At 40.9% G+C, this 15,179-nt stretch carries 14 protein-coding genes; 6 read left to right on the top strand and 8 right to left on the bottom strand.

Annotated elements, in window-relative coordinates:
- Window positions 1-123: 123 nt before the first annotated feature.
- Window positions 124-345, top strand: a complete 222-nt coding sequence (locus KPY62_RS09870) for a DUF2788 domain-containing protein (RefSeq protein WP_216581838.1) — start codon at window positions 124-126, stop codon at window positions 343-345.
- A gap of 132 nt (window positions 346-477) precedes the next feature.
- On the opposite strand, the gene KPY62_RS09865 is transcribed toward KPY62_RS09870, so the two are convergent.
- The 3 genes from KPY62_RS09865 to cmoA form a co-directional block, all read right to left on the bottom strand.
- Entirely contained in the window at window positions 478-1,602 is a 1,125-nt protein-coding gene (locus tag KPY62_RS09865; RefSeq protein WP_324033918.1) for a DUF1176 domain-containing protein, read from the bottom strand.
- A gap of 45 nt (window positions 1,603-1,647) precedes the next feature.
- Window positions 1,648-2,772, bottom strand: a complete 1,125-nt coding sequence (cmoB, locus tag KPY62_RS09860) for a tRNA 5-methoxyuridine(34)/uridine 5-oxyacetic acid(34) synthase CmoB (protein ID WP_216581837.1) — start codon at window positions 2,770-2,772, stop codon at window positions 1,648-1,650.
- 230 nt (window positions 2,773-3,002) lie between these two features.
- Window positions 3,003-3,824 carry a carboxy-S-adenosyl-L-methionine synthase CmoA gene (cmoA, locus tag KPY62_RS09855; protein WP_416384036.1) on the bottom strand — a complete coding sequence of 274 codons (822 nt, stop codon included), beginning with the start codon at window positions 3,822-3,824 and terminating at the stop codon, window positions 3,003-3,005.
- Between the two features lie 184 nt (window positions 3,825-4,008).
- Between cmoA and msrA the strand changes: the two genes are divergently transcribed.
- The 3 genes from msrA to KPY62_RS09840 all read left to right on the top strand — a co-directional run bounded on the left by msrA (window position 4,009) and on the right by KPY62_RS09840 (window position 6,118).
- Entirely contained in the window at window positions 4,009-4,530 is a 522-nt protein-coding gene (gene msrA / locus KPY62_RS09850; protein WP_216581836.1) for a peptide-methionine (S)-S-oxide reductase MsrA, read from the top strand.
- 173 nt (window positions 4,531-4,703) lie between these two features.
- Window positions 4,704-5,384 carry a thiopurine S-methyltransferase gene (gene tmpT / locus KPY62_RS09845; RefSeq protein WP_216581835.1) on the top strand — a complete coding sequence of 227 codons (681 nt, stop codon included), beginning with the start codon at window positions 4,704-4,706 and terminating at the stop codon, window positions 5,382-5,384.
- Entirely contained in the window at window positions 5,381-6,118 is a 738-nt protein-coding gene (locus tag KPY62_RS09840; RefSeq protein WP_228730645.1) for a DUF1499 domain-containing protein, read from the top strand. Before tmpT ends, KPY62_RS09840 begins: the two co-directional genes overlap by 4 nt.
- Window positions 6,119-6,134: 16 nt before the next feature.
- Here KPY62_RS09840 and KPY62_RS09835 read toward each other — a convergent pair whose 3' ends face one another.
- Together KPY62_RS09835 and KPY62_RS09830 are read right to left on the bottom strand one after the other, a co-directional pair.
- Window positions 6,135-6,740, bottom strand: a complete 606-nt coding sequence (locus KPY62_RS09835) for a retron system putative HNH endonuclease (RefSeq protein ID WP_216581834.1) — start codon at window positions 6,738-6,740, stop codon at window positions 6,135-6,137.
- Window positions 6,727-8,238 carry an AAA family ATPase gene (locus tag KPY62_RS09830; protein WP_216581833.1) on the bottom strand — a complete coding sequence of 504 codons (1,512 nt, stop codon included), beginning with the start codon at window positions 8,236-8,238 and terminating at the stop codon, window positions 6,727-6,729. The genes KPY62_RS09835 and KPY62_RS09830 overlap by 14 nt, the downstream gene beginning before the upstream one ends.
- A 262-nt stretch (window positions 8,239-8,500) precedes the next feature.
- Between KPY62_RS09830 and KPY62_RS09825 the strand changes: the two genes are divergently transcribed.
- Window positions 8,501-9,967 carry a lytic murein transglycosylase gene (locus tag KPY62_RS09825; RefSeq protein ID WP_216581832.1) on the top strand — a complete coding sequence of 489 codons (1,467 nt, stop codon included), beginning with the start codon at window positions 8,501-8,503 and terminating at the stop codon, window positions 9,965-9,967.
- A 130-nt stretch (window positions 9,968-10,097) separates the two neighbouring features.
- Here KPY62_RS09825 and KPY62_RS09820 read toward each other — a convergent pair whose 3' ends face one another.
- The 3 genes from KPY62_RS09820 to KPY62_RS09810 form a co-directional block, all read right to left on the bottom strand.
- Entirely contained in the window at window positions 10,098-10,394 is a 297-nt protein-coding gene (locus tag KPY62_RS09820; RefSeq protein WP_216581831.1) for a hypothetical protein, read from the bottom strand.
- 245 nt (window positions 10,395-10,639) lie between these two features.
- Complete coding sequence (murI, locus tag KPY62_RS09815) at window positions 10,640-11,686, bottom strand: glutamate racemase (protein WP_216581830.1); 1,047 nt, start codon at window positions 11,684-11,686, stop codon at window positions 10,640-10,642.
- Window positions 11,687-11,849: 163 nt separating this feature from the next.
- A complete protein-coding gene (locus KPY62_RS09810) occupies window positions 11,850-12,566 on the bottom strand; it encodes a DUF1285 domain-containing protein (protein WP_216581829.1) in 717 nt (238 codons plus the stop codon).
- 844 nt (window positions 12,567-13,410) lie between these two features.
- Here KPY62_RS09810 and KPY62_RS09805 point away from each other — a divergent pair.
- The gene (locus tag KPY62_RS09805; protein WP_216583293.1) at window positions 13,411-15,084 is read left to right on the top strand and encodes an electron transfer flavoprotein-ubiquinone oxidoreductase; all 1,674 of its coding nucleotides are present in this window, start codon (window positions 13,411-13,413) and stop codon (window positions 15,082-15,084) included.
- Window positions 15,085-15,179: the final 95 nt, after the last annotated feature.

Raw genomic sequence — 15,179 nt, 5'->3', positions numbered from 1 at the left:
GGATATCCCAGTTGTCTTAAGTGCTGGGTATAAAGTTGAGGGAATTGTTGATAAAAATAATGATTAGAAGTTGCTTTTAAAAGATGGTTTAATTAACTATCACTCTTTTTACAGGATAAAGCTATGTTTGCCATTGCTGCCAGTACCGTCACCAGTTGGGGTCTGTACGTTTTATTACCCGTATTTATTGCGTTCTTATTCTTTATTATTTGGGATCTATCTAAACAATCCGGTGCCGGACGTGCAGGTACCTTTTGGATGTTTTTGGCTTTAGGTGCCGGGTTTATAGGGTTTATTATTAAAATTCTAGCTGAGATTGCTTTTGATAAATGGTTTATTGGCTAATTACTGTTAATAAGACCTTATTTACTATTACTCCTAATCGCGTCCATATCAGCGCAGACTTTGAGCTAAGTTAAAGAATAACCAGTTTGCCTATTCAGATCATAATAGCAGTAAGCTCATTCGCTGCTGTCTTTAATTAGACGATATTGAGTTTTTAATCACTTCGCTGACGTAAGTAGGTAAGTCCCATGCCCCGCCAGCAAAGCCTCGACACATCCCGGTGCTAGAATCTTCTGTCATTGCAAATCTTTTGCCATCCCAAACCCATACCTGACTATTCCAACAGTCCCCTATTCCTCGGTCTTTGTGAATGGCAAAAATTTCTCCATCATCATATTCAGTACCTGAGGTCGTTATCAATTGTGGCTTATTAGGGTTAGCATTATTGATAGTCCAATAACCAGCACCTAAGTTATACGCCCCCCGCCAGCATAAGTGACTTGCTAAGGTATAATTAGCATTAATAGGTGTGAAATCCCAACCAAGTGAACCAGCAGCATATTCTGCAAGATTGATAGCGGCCTCACTGCTAGGATTAATTAGCTCACAATCTCCTATTTCATCTTTAGAGCCCACAAACTGCACGGCATCAATATCGATCCACTTGTTTATGTTAGCCTGAAAATAAGCCAATTTTTTAGCATCCAACTTTTTTTTGTCTTGGGCTAAATAATTGTAGGATTTTCTAACTATAGGTTTTGCTTTGGCCGGTTTCGGTGTTTGCTTATTAGAACTATTTTGACTAACCAATGCCAGCGATGTTCCGACTCTTCCTTGCACCTCATCAAGCTTTAGCAATACAGCACTCATACCTTTATCACTGATAATCCAGCTAGCATTGCCGCCTCTTAGCTCTATTTTAGTATTGATACGAGCATGACGAATGATTTGTTTGGTCTGCTCTGCGTTTAGTTCGTCATCGCGAATGGCACCATAGCTTTTGTCGTTCAGCCATAGCTCTACAGTGCTAGGATTATCACCAGAAACGCTTTCACTTTCCTCATCTGAAGTTAGAACAGTTACATAAGCTTTTGGCAAAGCTTTTTTTGGTTCTGCCACTAATAAGATAGAAGCTGGGTGGTCTAAATATTCTTCTTTAGTATAACCTGCCGCTCGACAAGTTAACGTATTATCGCAAACCACTTGCCAATCCTCTGCGACAAACCCCCAGCCCTCAAATGGCGTCCCATAAACCGCTAGCGCTGGTAAAGATAAAACACTTAGGGATGCTACCAATATAGTCGTTAATGCTTTCACAATATATTCTCCTTACATAAGAGGAGTTTCGGCGGTGGCTAAAAGCTATTTAATAGCAATCAAAGTAGCCCGTTTCGGTGCCGGATAGCCCTCAATAGTTTTGCTAGGGTCATTAGGGTCAAGAAAATCACTGAGCGATTGGTAAGTCATCCATTCAGTTTGGCGTTGTTCCTCTGTCGAGGTCACTGCTACATCGACACAGCGTACATTAGAGAATCCCGCTTTTTCTAGCCAGCCAATTAATGCTGCTACTGATGGTAAGAAATAAACATTATTCATCTGTGCATAACGATCATGTGGCACCAAAACTGTATTGGCATCGCCATCAATAACTAAGGTCTCAAGTAGCAACTCGCCACCTTTAATCAATTGGCCTTTGAGCAATTGTAAATGCTCGAATGGGGATTGGCGATGATAAAGAACCCCCATACTAAACACGGTATCGAACAGCTGACTATGCTCAGGTAATGCCTCTAATCCTACTGGAATATAATGAGTCCGATAAGCATCTGCTGCACCTACAAAATGTCGAATAGCCATAAACTGATGATAGAACAAGCATGAGGGATCAATAATAATTACCGTCTCTGCATCCAACCCTGCCATGCGCCAACCGTGATAGCCTGAGCCACCACCAACGTCTAATACCTTCCGACCTTTTATAGCACTTAAGTGTGGCGCTACCCGTTGCCACTTCCAATCGCTATGCCATTCGGTATCTATAACTATAGGCTGGCTTTGCTGGTTTGAGTGTTGACTATCAGCCACTTCATTATTGTCTTTATTGATATGGTTGTCGTTATTGTCATTGTTACTAATACTGTTACCACTATCTTCAATAGCATCGCTGCCGATTTGAAACGGCCCTTTGCGCCATGGCATCAGCTGCTTCAATAACGCTAAGGTTTGCTTACGCTCAGACGCACTGAGGCTAGTATTAATGGTCAGCTGATCACTATTTAAGTCTACGCTATCAGCTATGATGGTAGGCAGGCGTGCAACTGAAGCTTGGTACGCCGGTGCATGAGCATAATTGCGCTTGTCCTTAATATCATTAAGCCATTCCGGCAGTTTAGCTAACCAGTCATAAGCGCTGGGATGCGTTTGCGCGAGGGTTAACAAAGTTAGATACAGCTCGCGTTCGGCTTGAACAATAGTGTCGTTGATCATAATTTTCCGTAGGGTGCGTCCCGCGCACTATTAAAATAACTATAGCTTAAGATTATTTTTTAGTTAATAGATGATAAATCTTTTATTCACTGCTTTTATTAATTGCTTAGCAAAAGTATGTTTTTTCCTGATTTTTGTTGCAAACGGCTGACCCGAACTATGGTAAATATAAGCTAAGAAAAGTCAGGTCAGCTGTCACTATTGATCAAAACGCTACTATTTAGACGCTACTATTTAAACGCCACCATAGAAGCAAAGTTTAAAAACTGAAACCATGTCAAATGCCGAGTAAAACCCACTTGCGCTAAGCGCTGGTGATGCTGATCTAAAGTATCCGTGATCAGTACGTTCTCTAGCGCATTACGTTTACCGCTAATTTCCATTTCAGTATAGCCATTAGCCCGTTTAAAGTCGTAATAACGCTCGACTAACCACGCATCATACTGCTCATCAAAAGCATGAGTCTTTTCAGTCAGTACTAAAATCCCACACTCATTGAGCGCTGCATAAATCTTCGCTAATACCGCTACTCTATCGGCTGCTGGTAAAAACTGTAAGGTCAAATTCAAAATCACCATATCGCAGGATTCAAGCTCAATATCTCTGATATCAGCGGTAATGACTTCGATATCATGCTCAGCGTAATTATCAGTAAGGAGCAGCTTGGCCTCGCTAGTCATCGCAGGCGAGATATCGACCGCTTTAATCTGCAAGTCGTGCGCTGCAAACTCGCCTGCTAGCGCCATAGTGGCACCACCAAGTGAGCAGCCCAAATCATAAATACGGCTCACCCGCTGTCCACTAGTGTTTTGTTGACGATACTTACAATGACGGCGTGCAAAAATGGGCAGCATAGCCAATACTTGACCGTAACCAGGTACGCTACGACGAATCATATCAGGAAAGCAGGCCACCACTTGCTCATCGAATGAAAAACGCGCAGCCTTATCAAGCGGAGTAGTAAATAAGGTATCGTGTTGCACAGAAGCAGCAGGCATAGTAGCAATAGTGGCAGCTGGTAAAGGAGTAGATTGGCTCATGTAACGGCTCATTTTGAATAAAGTTTTAAATAGTATTTTATCTGGCTTTTCTGGCTAATAATCTTAGCAAAAGCTCATTATAACATTACTGTTTGTTACTTAGAGGCATCCGTCTGCCTGCTAAGCTAAATGCAGTAAATATAAGCTGATAAAACTAATAACCCTAAATAACAATTCATAATAACAGGACAATATAATGCAAACTATTATCTTAGGTGGCGGCTGCTTCTGGTGCACCGAATCTGTATTTTTATCGCTAAAAGGCGTTCAATCAGTAGTTTCAGGCTATATGGGTGGTGAAGCAGCGACCGCCAATTATCAAACCGTCTGTGGCGGCAACAGTGGTCATGTTGAAGTGATTAAAATAGAGTTTGATGAGTCAGTGCTACCACTAGAAGTACTGTTAGATGTGTTCTTTGGCACTCATGATCCTACGACTAAAGATCGTCAAGGCAACGATGTCGGTAGCCAATATCGCAGCGTAGTGTATTACACTGATGAACAGCAGAAACCTACTGTCGATCGCACTATCAACAAGTTGCGTGATATGGGTCTCAATATTGTCACAGAAGTACATCCAGCGGTGGAGTTCTATAAAGCTGAAGAAGCGCATCAAGACTTCTTTAACAGAAATCCAGGTCAAGCTTATTGCAACTTTGCTATTCCCCCTAAGCTTGCCAAGCTACGTAAAGAGTTTAGCAAATATATGGTCAGCTAGACGCTAAGTTCACTATAAAACAAGGGTTTAAAATTAATCGTTACTTTAAACCATTAATAAAAAGGCCAAGTGTTGCTACGCTTGGTCTTTTTATTGGGTACTATAGTAGTCATATTAAAATATAAATCACTAAAACCACTCATAAATAAGACCCTACTGATAAAGGTAATAATATGAACCCTGAATTTTGGCAAGCACGTTGGCAAGATAAGCGCATCGGCTTTAATCAACCTAAAGTTAATCCATTATTAGTTAAGTATTTCTCAGTTTTAGACTTGCCAGTGGGTAGTCGGGTCTTCGCCCCATTATGTGGTAAGTCTATTGATATGCGGTGGTTGGTCGAACAAGGCTATGAGGTGGTTGGTGTAGAGTTAGTAGAGTCAGCGGTGGAAGAGTTCTTCGCTGAGCACAATCTGTCAGCTACTATCACTGAACATCCTGATCATGCCAATATCAAATGCTATCGAGCTCAACTAGCAGGCAAAACTATAGCGTTATGGGTTGCTGACCTCTTTGCCCTAACCGCTGCTGATATCGGTCCTATAAATGCGGTATACGATAGAGCTGCCTTAATCGCTATGCCAGCAGATATGCGTCCAAAATACAGTGAACAAGTACGCCAGTTAAGCAGTAATGCTGATGCTAATATTAATGCCAGCCAACTACTGCTTACCCTAAATTATGATCAAAACGAATGGTCTGGGCCACCGTTCTCAATCAGTAGCCAACAAATCCAGCAGTACTATAGCGAGCACTACCAAATAACTGAGCTGGAAGCTGAACCCTCAACTTTAAATGCCAAGCCTAAGATGGCGGTAACTGAGCATGTATGGCTCTTGGAGCAAAATAATTGAATAACTTAATGAAAATCTTAGTGATTTTAATAAGCCTAATCGCCTTGTTACTAGTTGCCCTATCAGCGCCTTTTCATAAACTTGGTATCATCGACTTAGGCACCTCGTTTATAGGCTTTAAATATGGGGTATATACTGGTATTGCAGCGCTAATGCTGTTGGTTTTACTGATTATCTTGCAAGTTATCACTAAGCGAAAAATCATAACTTTTGGCAGTGCGGCAACGGTTGTTTTATTTTCTGGCATTGCTATAGCCGTGCCCCTAACCATGATGAACAGAGGGAGTAGCGTACCGCCTATTCATGATATTTCGACTGACTTAGTCAATCCACCAGAATTCGTAGCTATTGTACCGCTACGAGCTGACGCGCCAAATCCTGTAGCTTATGAAGGTGAAGCATCAGCGGCTATGCAGCGCCAAGCTTATCCCGATATTAAGACTTTAAATTATATACAGCCAAAAGCTGAACTAGTAAAAGCTGCAGCAGAGGCCGCTGAAAACTTAGGCTGGGAGATGGTAAACACTGATGCTAATACCGGCTTAGTTGAGGCCACCGATACGACTACTTGGTTTGGATTTAAAGACGATGTGGTCATACGTATTAAAGATAAAGGCGACAAACGTATAGTTGATATTCGTAGTAAATCAAGGATGGGTGCCAGCGATTTAGGCAAAAATGCCGAGCGTATTCGTGGTTTTATTAAAGAGTTGAATTCTGTTTTGGGAGTGTGATTAAAGTCTGAATTGGTTACATAGTTAGTTTTTTGACAATGTATCTAAGCTCGCTCTTTTGACCTATATCTGGTAAAAAACCTAACAACATCTCAAGAGCGTCTTCATTTTTTATTTCTAGGGGTGGCTTGTAAGGTAAGTCGTATCCAAAAACTTCACTCATCATAGTAAATAAGTTCTTACGGTGCTGACATGCCTGACGACTATTCAAGTTAAGTATTTTAATAGCTTCATTGCCTCGGTCGCTGTCGGACTCTAATTCTCCTGCAAGATTGAGAGTTATCTCATTTTCGCATTCATCCATTAATGGCGTCAGAAACAGTTCTTGACTACCTTTAGCGTTATCACATTGTTTGGGTACACTACAGCTCAACAACAGATTATCATAATCAAATCGTTTATTTGGATAGTGTTTGCGACTCTTTAAATGTTCGATAGTCGTTTTTTCGTTGCCAAGGCTCTTACAGCAATAGCAACAAACGCCATACTGCTCATCATATAGCTGCTGTCTTAGAGGAGCTTTTATCTCTTCTGTAATCTCGCCCCAACGCTTACCTTTATATTTTTGAAAACCTTTCGCAGTTTCAATAGGCATTGAGCCTAGCTTTTCAATCTTCTGCATAGCTAGGTTTATCCCCCTCATCATTAAGTTTAGCTTGCGCCAATAACAAGCGGCATTTTAATAACTCTAAATGATCAGAAGGTAGTTTTTCTGCTAACTCTACTATGTTACTTTCTGCTGTCATGTAATCATGCTTACTGATAGCGCGGCGAATGACCGTAAATTGCTTCTCAACTTTACTATCACGAATGTCCACATCAAATATTTTGGTGAGTACCGTATTCGCATCTTCTCCATAAACATTAGGCTTTTCAAACAGCTCACCATCATCTAGCGAATACAACAAAATATCATTTCGGTCGCTAATAACATGTGGTGAATGGGTCGTTAAAATAAACTGCACATTTGGAAAGGTTTTTACTAATTTATCTATCAAGTCATGCTGCCATTTTGGATGCAAATGCAAATCGACCTCATCAATCATTACTACGCCTTCACCTTCAAGCGGATTATTAAGGCTTGGATTAAGTAGCGCTAAGCGACGGGCAATATCACCAACTAAGGCTAATAAGGACTTTTCGCCTTGTGATAATTGATTGACGTCTAGCTCTTCACCTTCTTTTTCAACAATCATTGTAGGTGTGCCTTGACGGCGAATCCTGATGTTTTCGAACCCAGTAAATCTGTTAATACTTTTTCGAATTGGCGTCAATAATCTTTCAAGTTTAGGTTCTAAACGCTTCTTTTTACTTTCAATTATTTTTTGAAAGTCTTCAATTTCAAGTAAGTACTTTTGATACCTTGACTGAGTATTACTATGTTCTTCCTCGTTTAAATTATTATTGATATTTTCATGTAGATAGTTCATTTCCTCCATTATTCTAATGGCTTTAATTTGAATATCTTCACTATCGTAAGCTGAATCTTTCAGTTTAATTTCATTTTCAATATCTTCTTGTTCACGAAACCAAGAAAAAAAACTCTCAAAATTTACTGATTTTTCTAATGCGTCGTCATAAGCTGTGAACTGATTATTCACAAAATTATCACTAATTTCAACTGGTGTATTTCTAATAGCACGCTCTACAGGGTAGTAAGCTAATACAGGTAAACTAGCTTCTTGATTAAGGTTGAATTTATGAATATAGCTTTTTGTTACATTAGAAAAATTATTAATGTTTAACCCATGAGTAGCAGGCCTAAGTTTCTTCTCTCTAGTTACATCAATCTTCCAATTTGCTTGTATGTTTTTCTCAGACCATTTCTCATTTTTTTCAACATAGATTAAATCTTCAATGATTATTTGGACAGAAGACATATAATTATCGTTTTTTATAATAGACTGGGTCAGCTCTTCTCCATCTCTATTATCATCGCTTAGTCTCGCTACAAACCAACTCAAACTCGTAGCCAAAGCCTGCAAAATCTGCGACTTGCCCGCGCCATTATTTCCCACAATTACAGTGACATTACTAGTCTTCTCAGCTGTCGGAGCAAAGTTTATCCCTAAGTCTTCAAAGCGACCATAATTTTGCAATTGTAATCGTTTAACTTTCATTTTAATTATCTCTTTTAAATAGTATTTGATACCAATTCTTTAAAACAGTATAACAATATAAACCAGCGGCTAGCATAGCTATTATTCACAGACAGCTTACCGTATTAACCCCCAACCTCACCCTTGCGTCAGCTTATAGTAACTAAGTGCGTCTATGCCTTTTCTTTATTATTAATATTGGTTACTCTAAACTAATCTCACCACCTTGCATCTTTGATTTTATTTCTGGCCTTGCCACTATTTTTATTTATAGGATATCTTTATGCGTTTGACCCATTTATCTACCTTATCTTTGCTAAGCGCCGCTATCGGATTGACTCTTGTCAGCACCGCCCAAGCGGCTAGTACTAACGCCCCTAATTTATCGAATTCTCAATTCCAGCAGTGTCTAGATGGTCTAAAAAACTCTAGCAAATTTCGCGGTGTCGATAGTTCTACTTTTGAGAGATATCGCCCTACTGAACCTGATCCTAGCGTGATTCAATCTTTAAATTACCAGCCTGAATTTCAAAAAGATATTTGGGATTATCTCTCCTCATTAGTCGATAGTGAACGGGTAGAAGATGGTATTCGTGCCAAGCGTCAGTGGGCAGATACCTTACGTAGTATCGAATCGCGTTATGGCGTCAAACCTGAGCATGTCCTAGGAGTATGGGGTGTAGAATCAAATTTCGGCCAGACTTTGGGTAAAAAATCTTTGTTTGACTCTTTAGCGACTTTATCTTGTTTTGATCGTCGTCAGAGCTATTTTCAGGGTGAATATGCCAATGCCCTAAAAATTGTCCAAAACGGTGATATTAGACCTAATGACATGACTGGCTCATGGGCAGGGGCTTTTGGACAAACCCAGTTTATGCCTAGTACCTTTTTAGAATTAGCGGTCGACTTTGATGGTGACGGTCGTCGTGACTTGGTCAATAGTGTGCCAGATGCGCTAGCCTCTACTGCTAATTTCCTAGCCAAACGTGGTTATCGCTCTGGTGAACCTTGGGGTTATGAAGTCAAATTGCCTAGTGGCTATTGGGCAGCATCTGATCGCAAAAATAAAAAATCGATGAGCCATTGGCGTGATCAGGGCTTAACCTTAGCTAATGGTAGCCCGCTGCCTTATGATTTAAGTAGTGCTGGATTATTGATGCCTGCTGGTAAAGACGGCCCTGCCTTTTTAGTAGGCAAGAATTTTGATACTTTCTACTCTTATAATGCCTCGGAGAGCTATGCCCTTGCGATAGCGCATCTGTCTGATCTTGTCACTAGTGAAAATAGTAGTAAGACTGACTTTATTACCGCTTGGCCTACTGATGATCCGGGTATTGGTCGCCAAGAAGCTCGCGATATTCAACAAGGCCTGTTAAATGTAGGTTATGATATTGGTGCCGTTGATGGCATCATTGGTGACAATACTCGCACTGCTATTCAACAGTACCAATCTAGCCGTGGCATCTTCCCAGCCGATGGTCGTGCTGGTCAAAAGTTCCATCGTCTGATCGCTGCTCAAAGCTCGCCTCGTAGCAACAACGTCTCAGGCAATCAGTACGGAACGCAATATAATCAAGCGTCTAATAGTCAACCTGTGAATCAAACATCTGCTGATCGCATGGGACAACTGATTCAACAACAAACCGTTAGGCCTACTGTGTCCTCAACGCAACCGTCAACCTCAGGTAATATCCGTTATCGTCAAGTTTCAGGTAGTGATGGATCAGTACGTTTAGAGCGTATTAATTAAGACTCTCTACTGCAGTAGTGATACTAGTAGCTGAAGGCTATTAGGCAATGAAGTATTAAAAATAAAACCCCCGCTAATTATTTAGAGTAGCGGGGGTTTATTTTAGTTTCTTATAAAACCAGCAAAGTCATTATACAATCGGTGGTGCATTAGGCTTACCATTGTCACCATCCCAGTTTTCACGAGCTTTATCATCCAGATCATCAGGAGTTTTATGCTCCCATTTGCCATTTTCTTTCCAAGTAGTATCGCCCCAATCATCTTTCTCTTTATCATCCCAGTCATTATAAGTCTTACTAGGATCAAGGCCTCTGCGCTTCATGTCAGCCACTTGCTCTTCTAAGGTATGGAATTGCTCAGTGTCATGCATGGTCTTTTCAAGCTCAGTAATTTCTTTTTTTAATTCTTCGCGTTTAGAGTCAGTCATTGCGCTCTCCTCATATAAATAATAATAGTTTAAGTACAAATAGGATAAATAAAAAAACTTGCTCTTATAAAAGTTATTATAAAACTTACTATGGTCTGTGGCTTATAGTCTGACTCACTTTGACCTTTTATTAAACCTTATGCACGTATGCTTTGTATTACAAAACGTAGCCCTGCCCCTTGATCTATCAACAGCTCTTCTATCTGTCACTCTAACTGCTGCTCATAAAGGATTTGCCCTATTGATTAAAAACAATACTGAATAACGGCTTCTGAGCCTAGTAGTCGCGATAGCATATCGATGAGAGCAGTATCATACTTACTGGCATAAAAATTTAATGGTTTAACGATATTAGGGGTTTGCGATAAGGCTAATATTTTATTAGTTACTAGCAGATACTGGACCCGAGCAGCTATAGCTTGCCCAGAATCAACTACGTCTAACGACAACTTTTTATCTTTAATCTCACGCAATAAAAACTCTCGAAAAAAAGGATAGTGGGTACAGCCTAGCACTAAGTAATCTACTTCATCGGCAGCCAGCTGGCATATTTTTTCACGTAGAAGCTGAGCAGTTTCAGAATCTTCAGGCATGCCCGCCTCTACCCAAGGCACTAGCTGCGGATCAAAGTACTTAGTGACAATACTACCTTTAGGAGTCGCCACCTCGGCAATCACTTGGTTCAATAGTGAACCTTCTAGAGTGGCCTTAGTGGCGAGTACGGCTATTTTGCCAGTTTTACTCTGTGATACTGCGGGTTTAAGAGCAGGTACTAAACCTACGATTGGCAACTGTGGATAGCGATAACGAGCCACTTCCAACGCATGAGCTGAAGCACTATTGCAGGCAATGACGATCAGCTTGCAACCTTGTTTATATAGCCAGTCAATCGCAACTAAGGTCAGCGCCTCAATATCTTTGCTATCACGATTGCCATACGGCACATGCTTAGTATCTGCATAATAGAGGTAACGCTCAGCTGGTAGCTGCTGCGCTAAATGTAAATATACTGATAGGCCACCTATACCTGAATCAAACAACCCAATCGGGGCATCGCTTCTAGTATTAGACTCATTGATTTTTGATTCAGTAGTTATCGATTCAGTAGTTATGGGTTCAATGATTTGAGATTCATTGTCATGATAAAGAGCGTTGCCAATAGCTTGCTGATCACGGTTATTATGCTTAATATCCACCTGATAGCTATTACTCCCCTGATAGGCCTTTTCAATACAGTCACTACCGTCATTATATAGGGCGTTATTCTCTTGCCAAGCTGCTGAATCAGTCATGCTCTCTTTACCACTAGTTATAATAAGATAAAAGTAAAAACTAAGATGGTATTGTCCGCTTATTAATCCATCAAAGCGACTTATTGTTAAGCCTACAGGCTAAGTGCTAGGTGCTAAACATCAGACTAAGCTTCAAGGCTCTGCTTAATTTAAGACAAAGCTCCTAAACCTCTGGCATTGACAACTGGTAAGACTGGCCACCACTATGTAAGGTCAAAATCGTCTTACCTTGTTGTTCGCTTAAGTCACCAATCTCCGTTAAATGGTAAAAAGTATTACGTCCAATTAACGCCGTTAGACCATTACGAACTGGCATATAAGGCCGTACTTGTGCTGTAACTTCTGCCTGTTCTTTATCTGACTTATAAGCTCGTAAAGTAATAGGATGTGCCTCATCCAAGCGTACTATATCGCCAGTAGTAGTAGTGAATTCTAGCCAGCTCAACTGCTTGCCATCGAGCACTTCATTGACGATGCCCACATCATTGATTAGCAACGGTACATCTTCTACTTGAATACGTAATTTTTGTACTGGGGTTTTTAGATAGTACTCCGTACCACCAGCGACTTGCTCTTGCCATAATACTGTCGCAAACAAAGTAACCAATGACTCACGGGTCATTAGCCCACCTTCATGCCACCACTCGCCATTGGCTTTAATAACTAAATCCATATTATCAACTTGCTCAGGATGCCATTGCTCCAAAGGTGGTATCGAGCGTCCTTGACGGCTGCCTGCATCAGCCTTGAGATAATGACTGAGTGCTTCAATCTTAGTCAGATCGTCACTAGAGTGTTGATTAACGGCTGAATCTTGCTGATTGATGCTATCACTACTTACGCTCGCAGCTGTTTTTTTACTATTGGTATCGCCGTTCATAACACAATCTCCTTATTAGCAATTACCTAGTCATTAAAGTTTGCCCTATCGGCTATTACTATTCATTTTAGTTTCGGGTATGATAGGACAATTAGGCATTATAGGTTTAATATTACCTTAACACTGATACTCGTAAATGCGTATCGTGTTTGTAGGACTTTTCTTTTATAATGAGTAACGATTTTTTATTAAAAGAGTCCTGTAACGGTTACTTTAATTGTCTTTTTTAAGTTAACTATTGCTTTGTTTTTCCCTGATAGTCCCCAAATAATAATACTTGATAGCTACTTTATGATGGTTTGATGCCATTATTCTGACTGTTATTAGTATTATATTAGTCATTAGTCTGCTGCAGATCTTATCATCTCACCAGTTTCATCATTTCAATGGTAACGTTGTCGATTGATGCCGTAAAGACAGTTTTATCGGGCAGCCATATATCTGTAGGTAATTAGACTCGCAAGCTTTATTATTCGATTGCTGAGCTAATTATACTCAAAGATAAGCCACTACAAGTTTAGGAGTAGGTATGCAAGAGCAAGACCATAAAACGTCAGTCGTTAATGCTGATGTCGTCAACACTGACGCGCCAATAGCTATAGATACACCCCCATCAGATTTAGTCAATACAGATCTCAATAGCGTGGCGGACACTGAGTCCAATACCTTAGTCGTTGATTCTGTAGACGCTGAAAATAACAGCATGACTATTAATGACACAGCTGTAGTAGAACCAGAAGCTGTTGAAGAGATAGCTGTCGATCAACCTAGTGCAGTGCCAGTCGAAACTGTGGTCACCGAACAACCTATCGCAGCTGTTAGCGTTGAAAAACAACCAGAATTAATGGTTGCTGAAGAGCCTGAGATTGAACGTGAATCTATGGAATTCGATGTCATCGTAGTAGGGGGTGGTCCTGCTGGTCTATCTGCTGCCATTCGTCTGCGTCAGCAAGCGATTGCTGCTGGTAATGACGAATTTTCGGTATGTGTGGTTGAAAAAGGTTCTGAATTTGGGGCGCATATCTTATCAGGTGCAGTTATTGAACCGCGCGCCTTAGATGAGCTGATTCCGGACTGGAAAGAGAAAGGTGCTCCTTTGACGGTTGTTGCACGTGAAGACCGAGTCTACATGTTAGGTTCAGCTAAGCGTAGTACTAAGCTGATCGATTCAGTTATTCCAGAAAGCATGCACAACAAAGGCAACTATATTGTCTCTTTAGCTAATGTAGTACGTTGGCTCGCCGCCCAAGCTGAAGAGCTAGAAGTAATGATGTTCCCAGGCTTCCCAGCTGCTGAAATCTTATACAACGATGATGGCTCAGTAAAAGGTATCTTAACCGGTGATATGGGCGTAGCAGCCAATGGCGACACTAAGGCTAGCTTTGAGCCAGGTTACGAGCTACTGGCTAAGTACACTATCTTTGCTGAAGGTAGCCGTGGTCATTTGGGTAAACGTTTAATCAGTCGTTTCAACCTTGATAAAGATTGCGATCCACAGCATTATGGTATTGGTCTTAAAGAGCTGTGGGATATTGATCCTGCCAAGCATGAAGAAGGTGTGGTCATGCACGGTTCAGGTTGGCCTTTGACTGATACAGGCTCATCAGGGGGTTGGTGGTTATATTTTGCCGCAGACAATCAAGTCAGCTTTGGTATAGTGATCGACCTTTCCTATTCCAACCCTTATATGTCACCATTTGATGAATTGCAGCGTTTAAAAACTCATCCGCTAATTCGTAATATTTTAGAGGGCGGTAAACGCATCTCTTATGGCGCACGCTCATTAACTAAAGGCGGTTTGAACTCCTTGCCTAAATTGACTTTCCCAGGTGGGGTATTGGCTGGTGATGATGCTGGATTCTTGAATCCTGCCAAAATCAAAGGCACGCACACTGCTATGAAGTCAGGCATGCTAGCTGCTGAAGCTGTGTTTGAAGCTTTGCAAGCTGGCCGTCAACATGATGAAGTGCTAGCTTATACGGATATGTACAAAGACTCATGGTTGTATAAAGATAACTTTGATGCGCGTAACTTCTCGCCTTCAATGCATCGCATGGGTCAGTGGATGGGCGGTGCGTTTAACTTTATCGAGCAAAACCTGCTTGGTGGTCAGGCTGTACTAACTATTCATGATAACGCGCGCGATTATGATCAATTAGAGCGCGCAGCTCATGCTTATAAGCCGGAATATCCTAAGCCAGATGGCAAGCTTACTTTTGATAAGCTATCGTCAGTATTTATCTCCAATACTAACCATACAGAAGATCAGCCAGTACATTTGAAATTGACTGATGCTACTGTGCCTATTTCGATCAATCTACCTTTGTATGCAGAGCCGGCGCGTCTATATTGTCCTGCTGGGGTCTATGAAGTAGTAGAAGATGCCAAAGGTGCCCATTTCGTCATTAATGCACAAAACTGTGTTCATTGCAAAACTTGCGATATTAAAGATCCTTCGCAGAATATCAACTGGGTAACCCCAGAAGGCGGCGGCGGTCCTAACTATCCAAACATGTAAGCTCCTAAAGACTAGGGTTAGTTTAAAGCTTTAGTCATAAGCTTACATATTAAAAAACAGTATAATAAAAAGCCCCGCTCGTTAATGAGCGGGGC

The sequence above is a fragment of the Psychrobacter sp. TAE2020 genome, from assembly GCF_018919485.1.
Lineage (GTDB): Bacteria > Pseudomonadota > Gammaproteobacteria > Pseudomonadales > Moraxellaceae > Psychrobacter.
Note: the sequence above shows the minus strand (reverse complement) of the source record. Positions and strands in the feature narration are given on the sequence as shown.

Excerpts from the sequence above, each read along its gene's own strand:
- KPY62_RS09805 (WP_216583293.1), top strand. The coding sequence starts at position 13,411 with ATGGTTGCTGAAGAGCCTGAGATTGAACGTGAATCTATGGAATTCGAT.
- KPY62_RS09830 (WP_216581833.1), bottom strand. The coding sequence starts at position 8,238 with ATGAAAGTTAAACGATTACAATTGCAAAATTATGGTCGCTTTGAAGAC.
- tmpT (WP_216581835.1), top strand. The coding sequence starts at position 4,704 with ATGAACCCTGAATTTTGGCAAGCACGTTGGCAAGATAAGCGCATCGGC.
- cmoA (WP_416384036.1), bottom strand. The coding sequence starts at position 3,824 with ATGAGCCGTTACATGAGCCAATCTACTCCTTTACCAGCTGCCACTATT.
- KPY62_RS09820 (WP_216581831.1), bottom strand. The coding sequence starts at position 10,394 with ATGACTGACTCTAAACGCGAAGAATTAAAAAAAGAAATTACTGAGCTT.
- msrA (WP_216581836.1), top strand. The coding sequence starts at position 4,009 with ATGCAAACTATTATCTTAGGTGGCGGCTGCTTCTGGTGCACCGAATCT.
- KPY62_RS09825 (WP_216581832.1), top strand. The coding sequence starts at position 8,501 with ATGCGTTTGACCCATTTATCTACCTTATCTTTGCTAAGCGCCGCTATC.
- KPY62_RS09870 (WP_216581838.1), top strand. The coding sequence starts at position 124 with ATGTTTGCCATTGCTGCCAGTACCGTCACCAGTTGGGGTCTGTACGTT.
- cmoB (WP_216581837.1), bottom strand. The coding sequence starts at position 2,772 with ATGATCAACGACACTATTGTTCAAGCCGAACGCGAGCTGTATCTAACT.
- KPY62_RS09810 (WP_216581829.1), bottom strand. The coding sequence starts at position 12,566 with ATGAACGGCGATACCAATAGTAAAAAAACAGCTGCGAGCGTAAGTAGT.
- murI (WP_216581830.1), bottom strand. The coding sequence starts at position 11,686 with ATGACTGATTCAGCAGCTTGGCAAGAGAATAACGCCCTATATAATGAC.
- KPY62_RS09835 (WP_216581834.1), bottom strand. The coding sequence starts at position 6,740 with ATGCAGAAGATTGAAAAGCTAGGCTCAATGCCTATTGAAACTGCGAAA.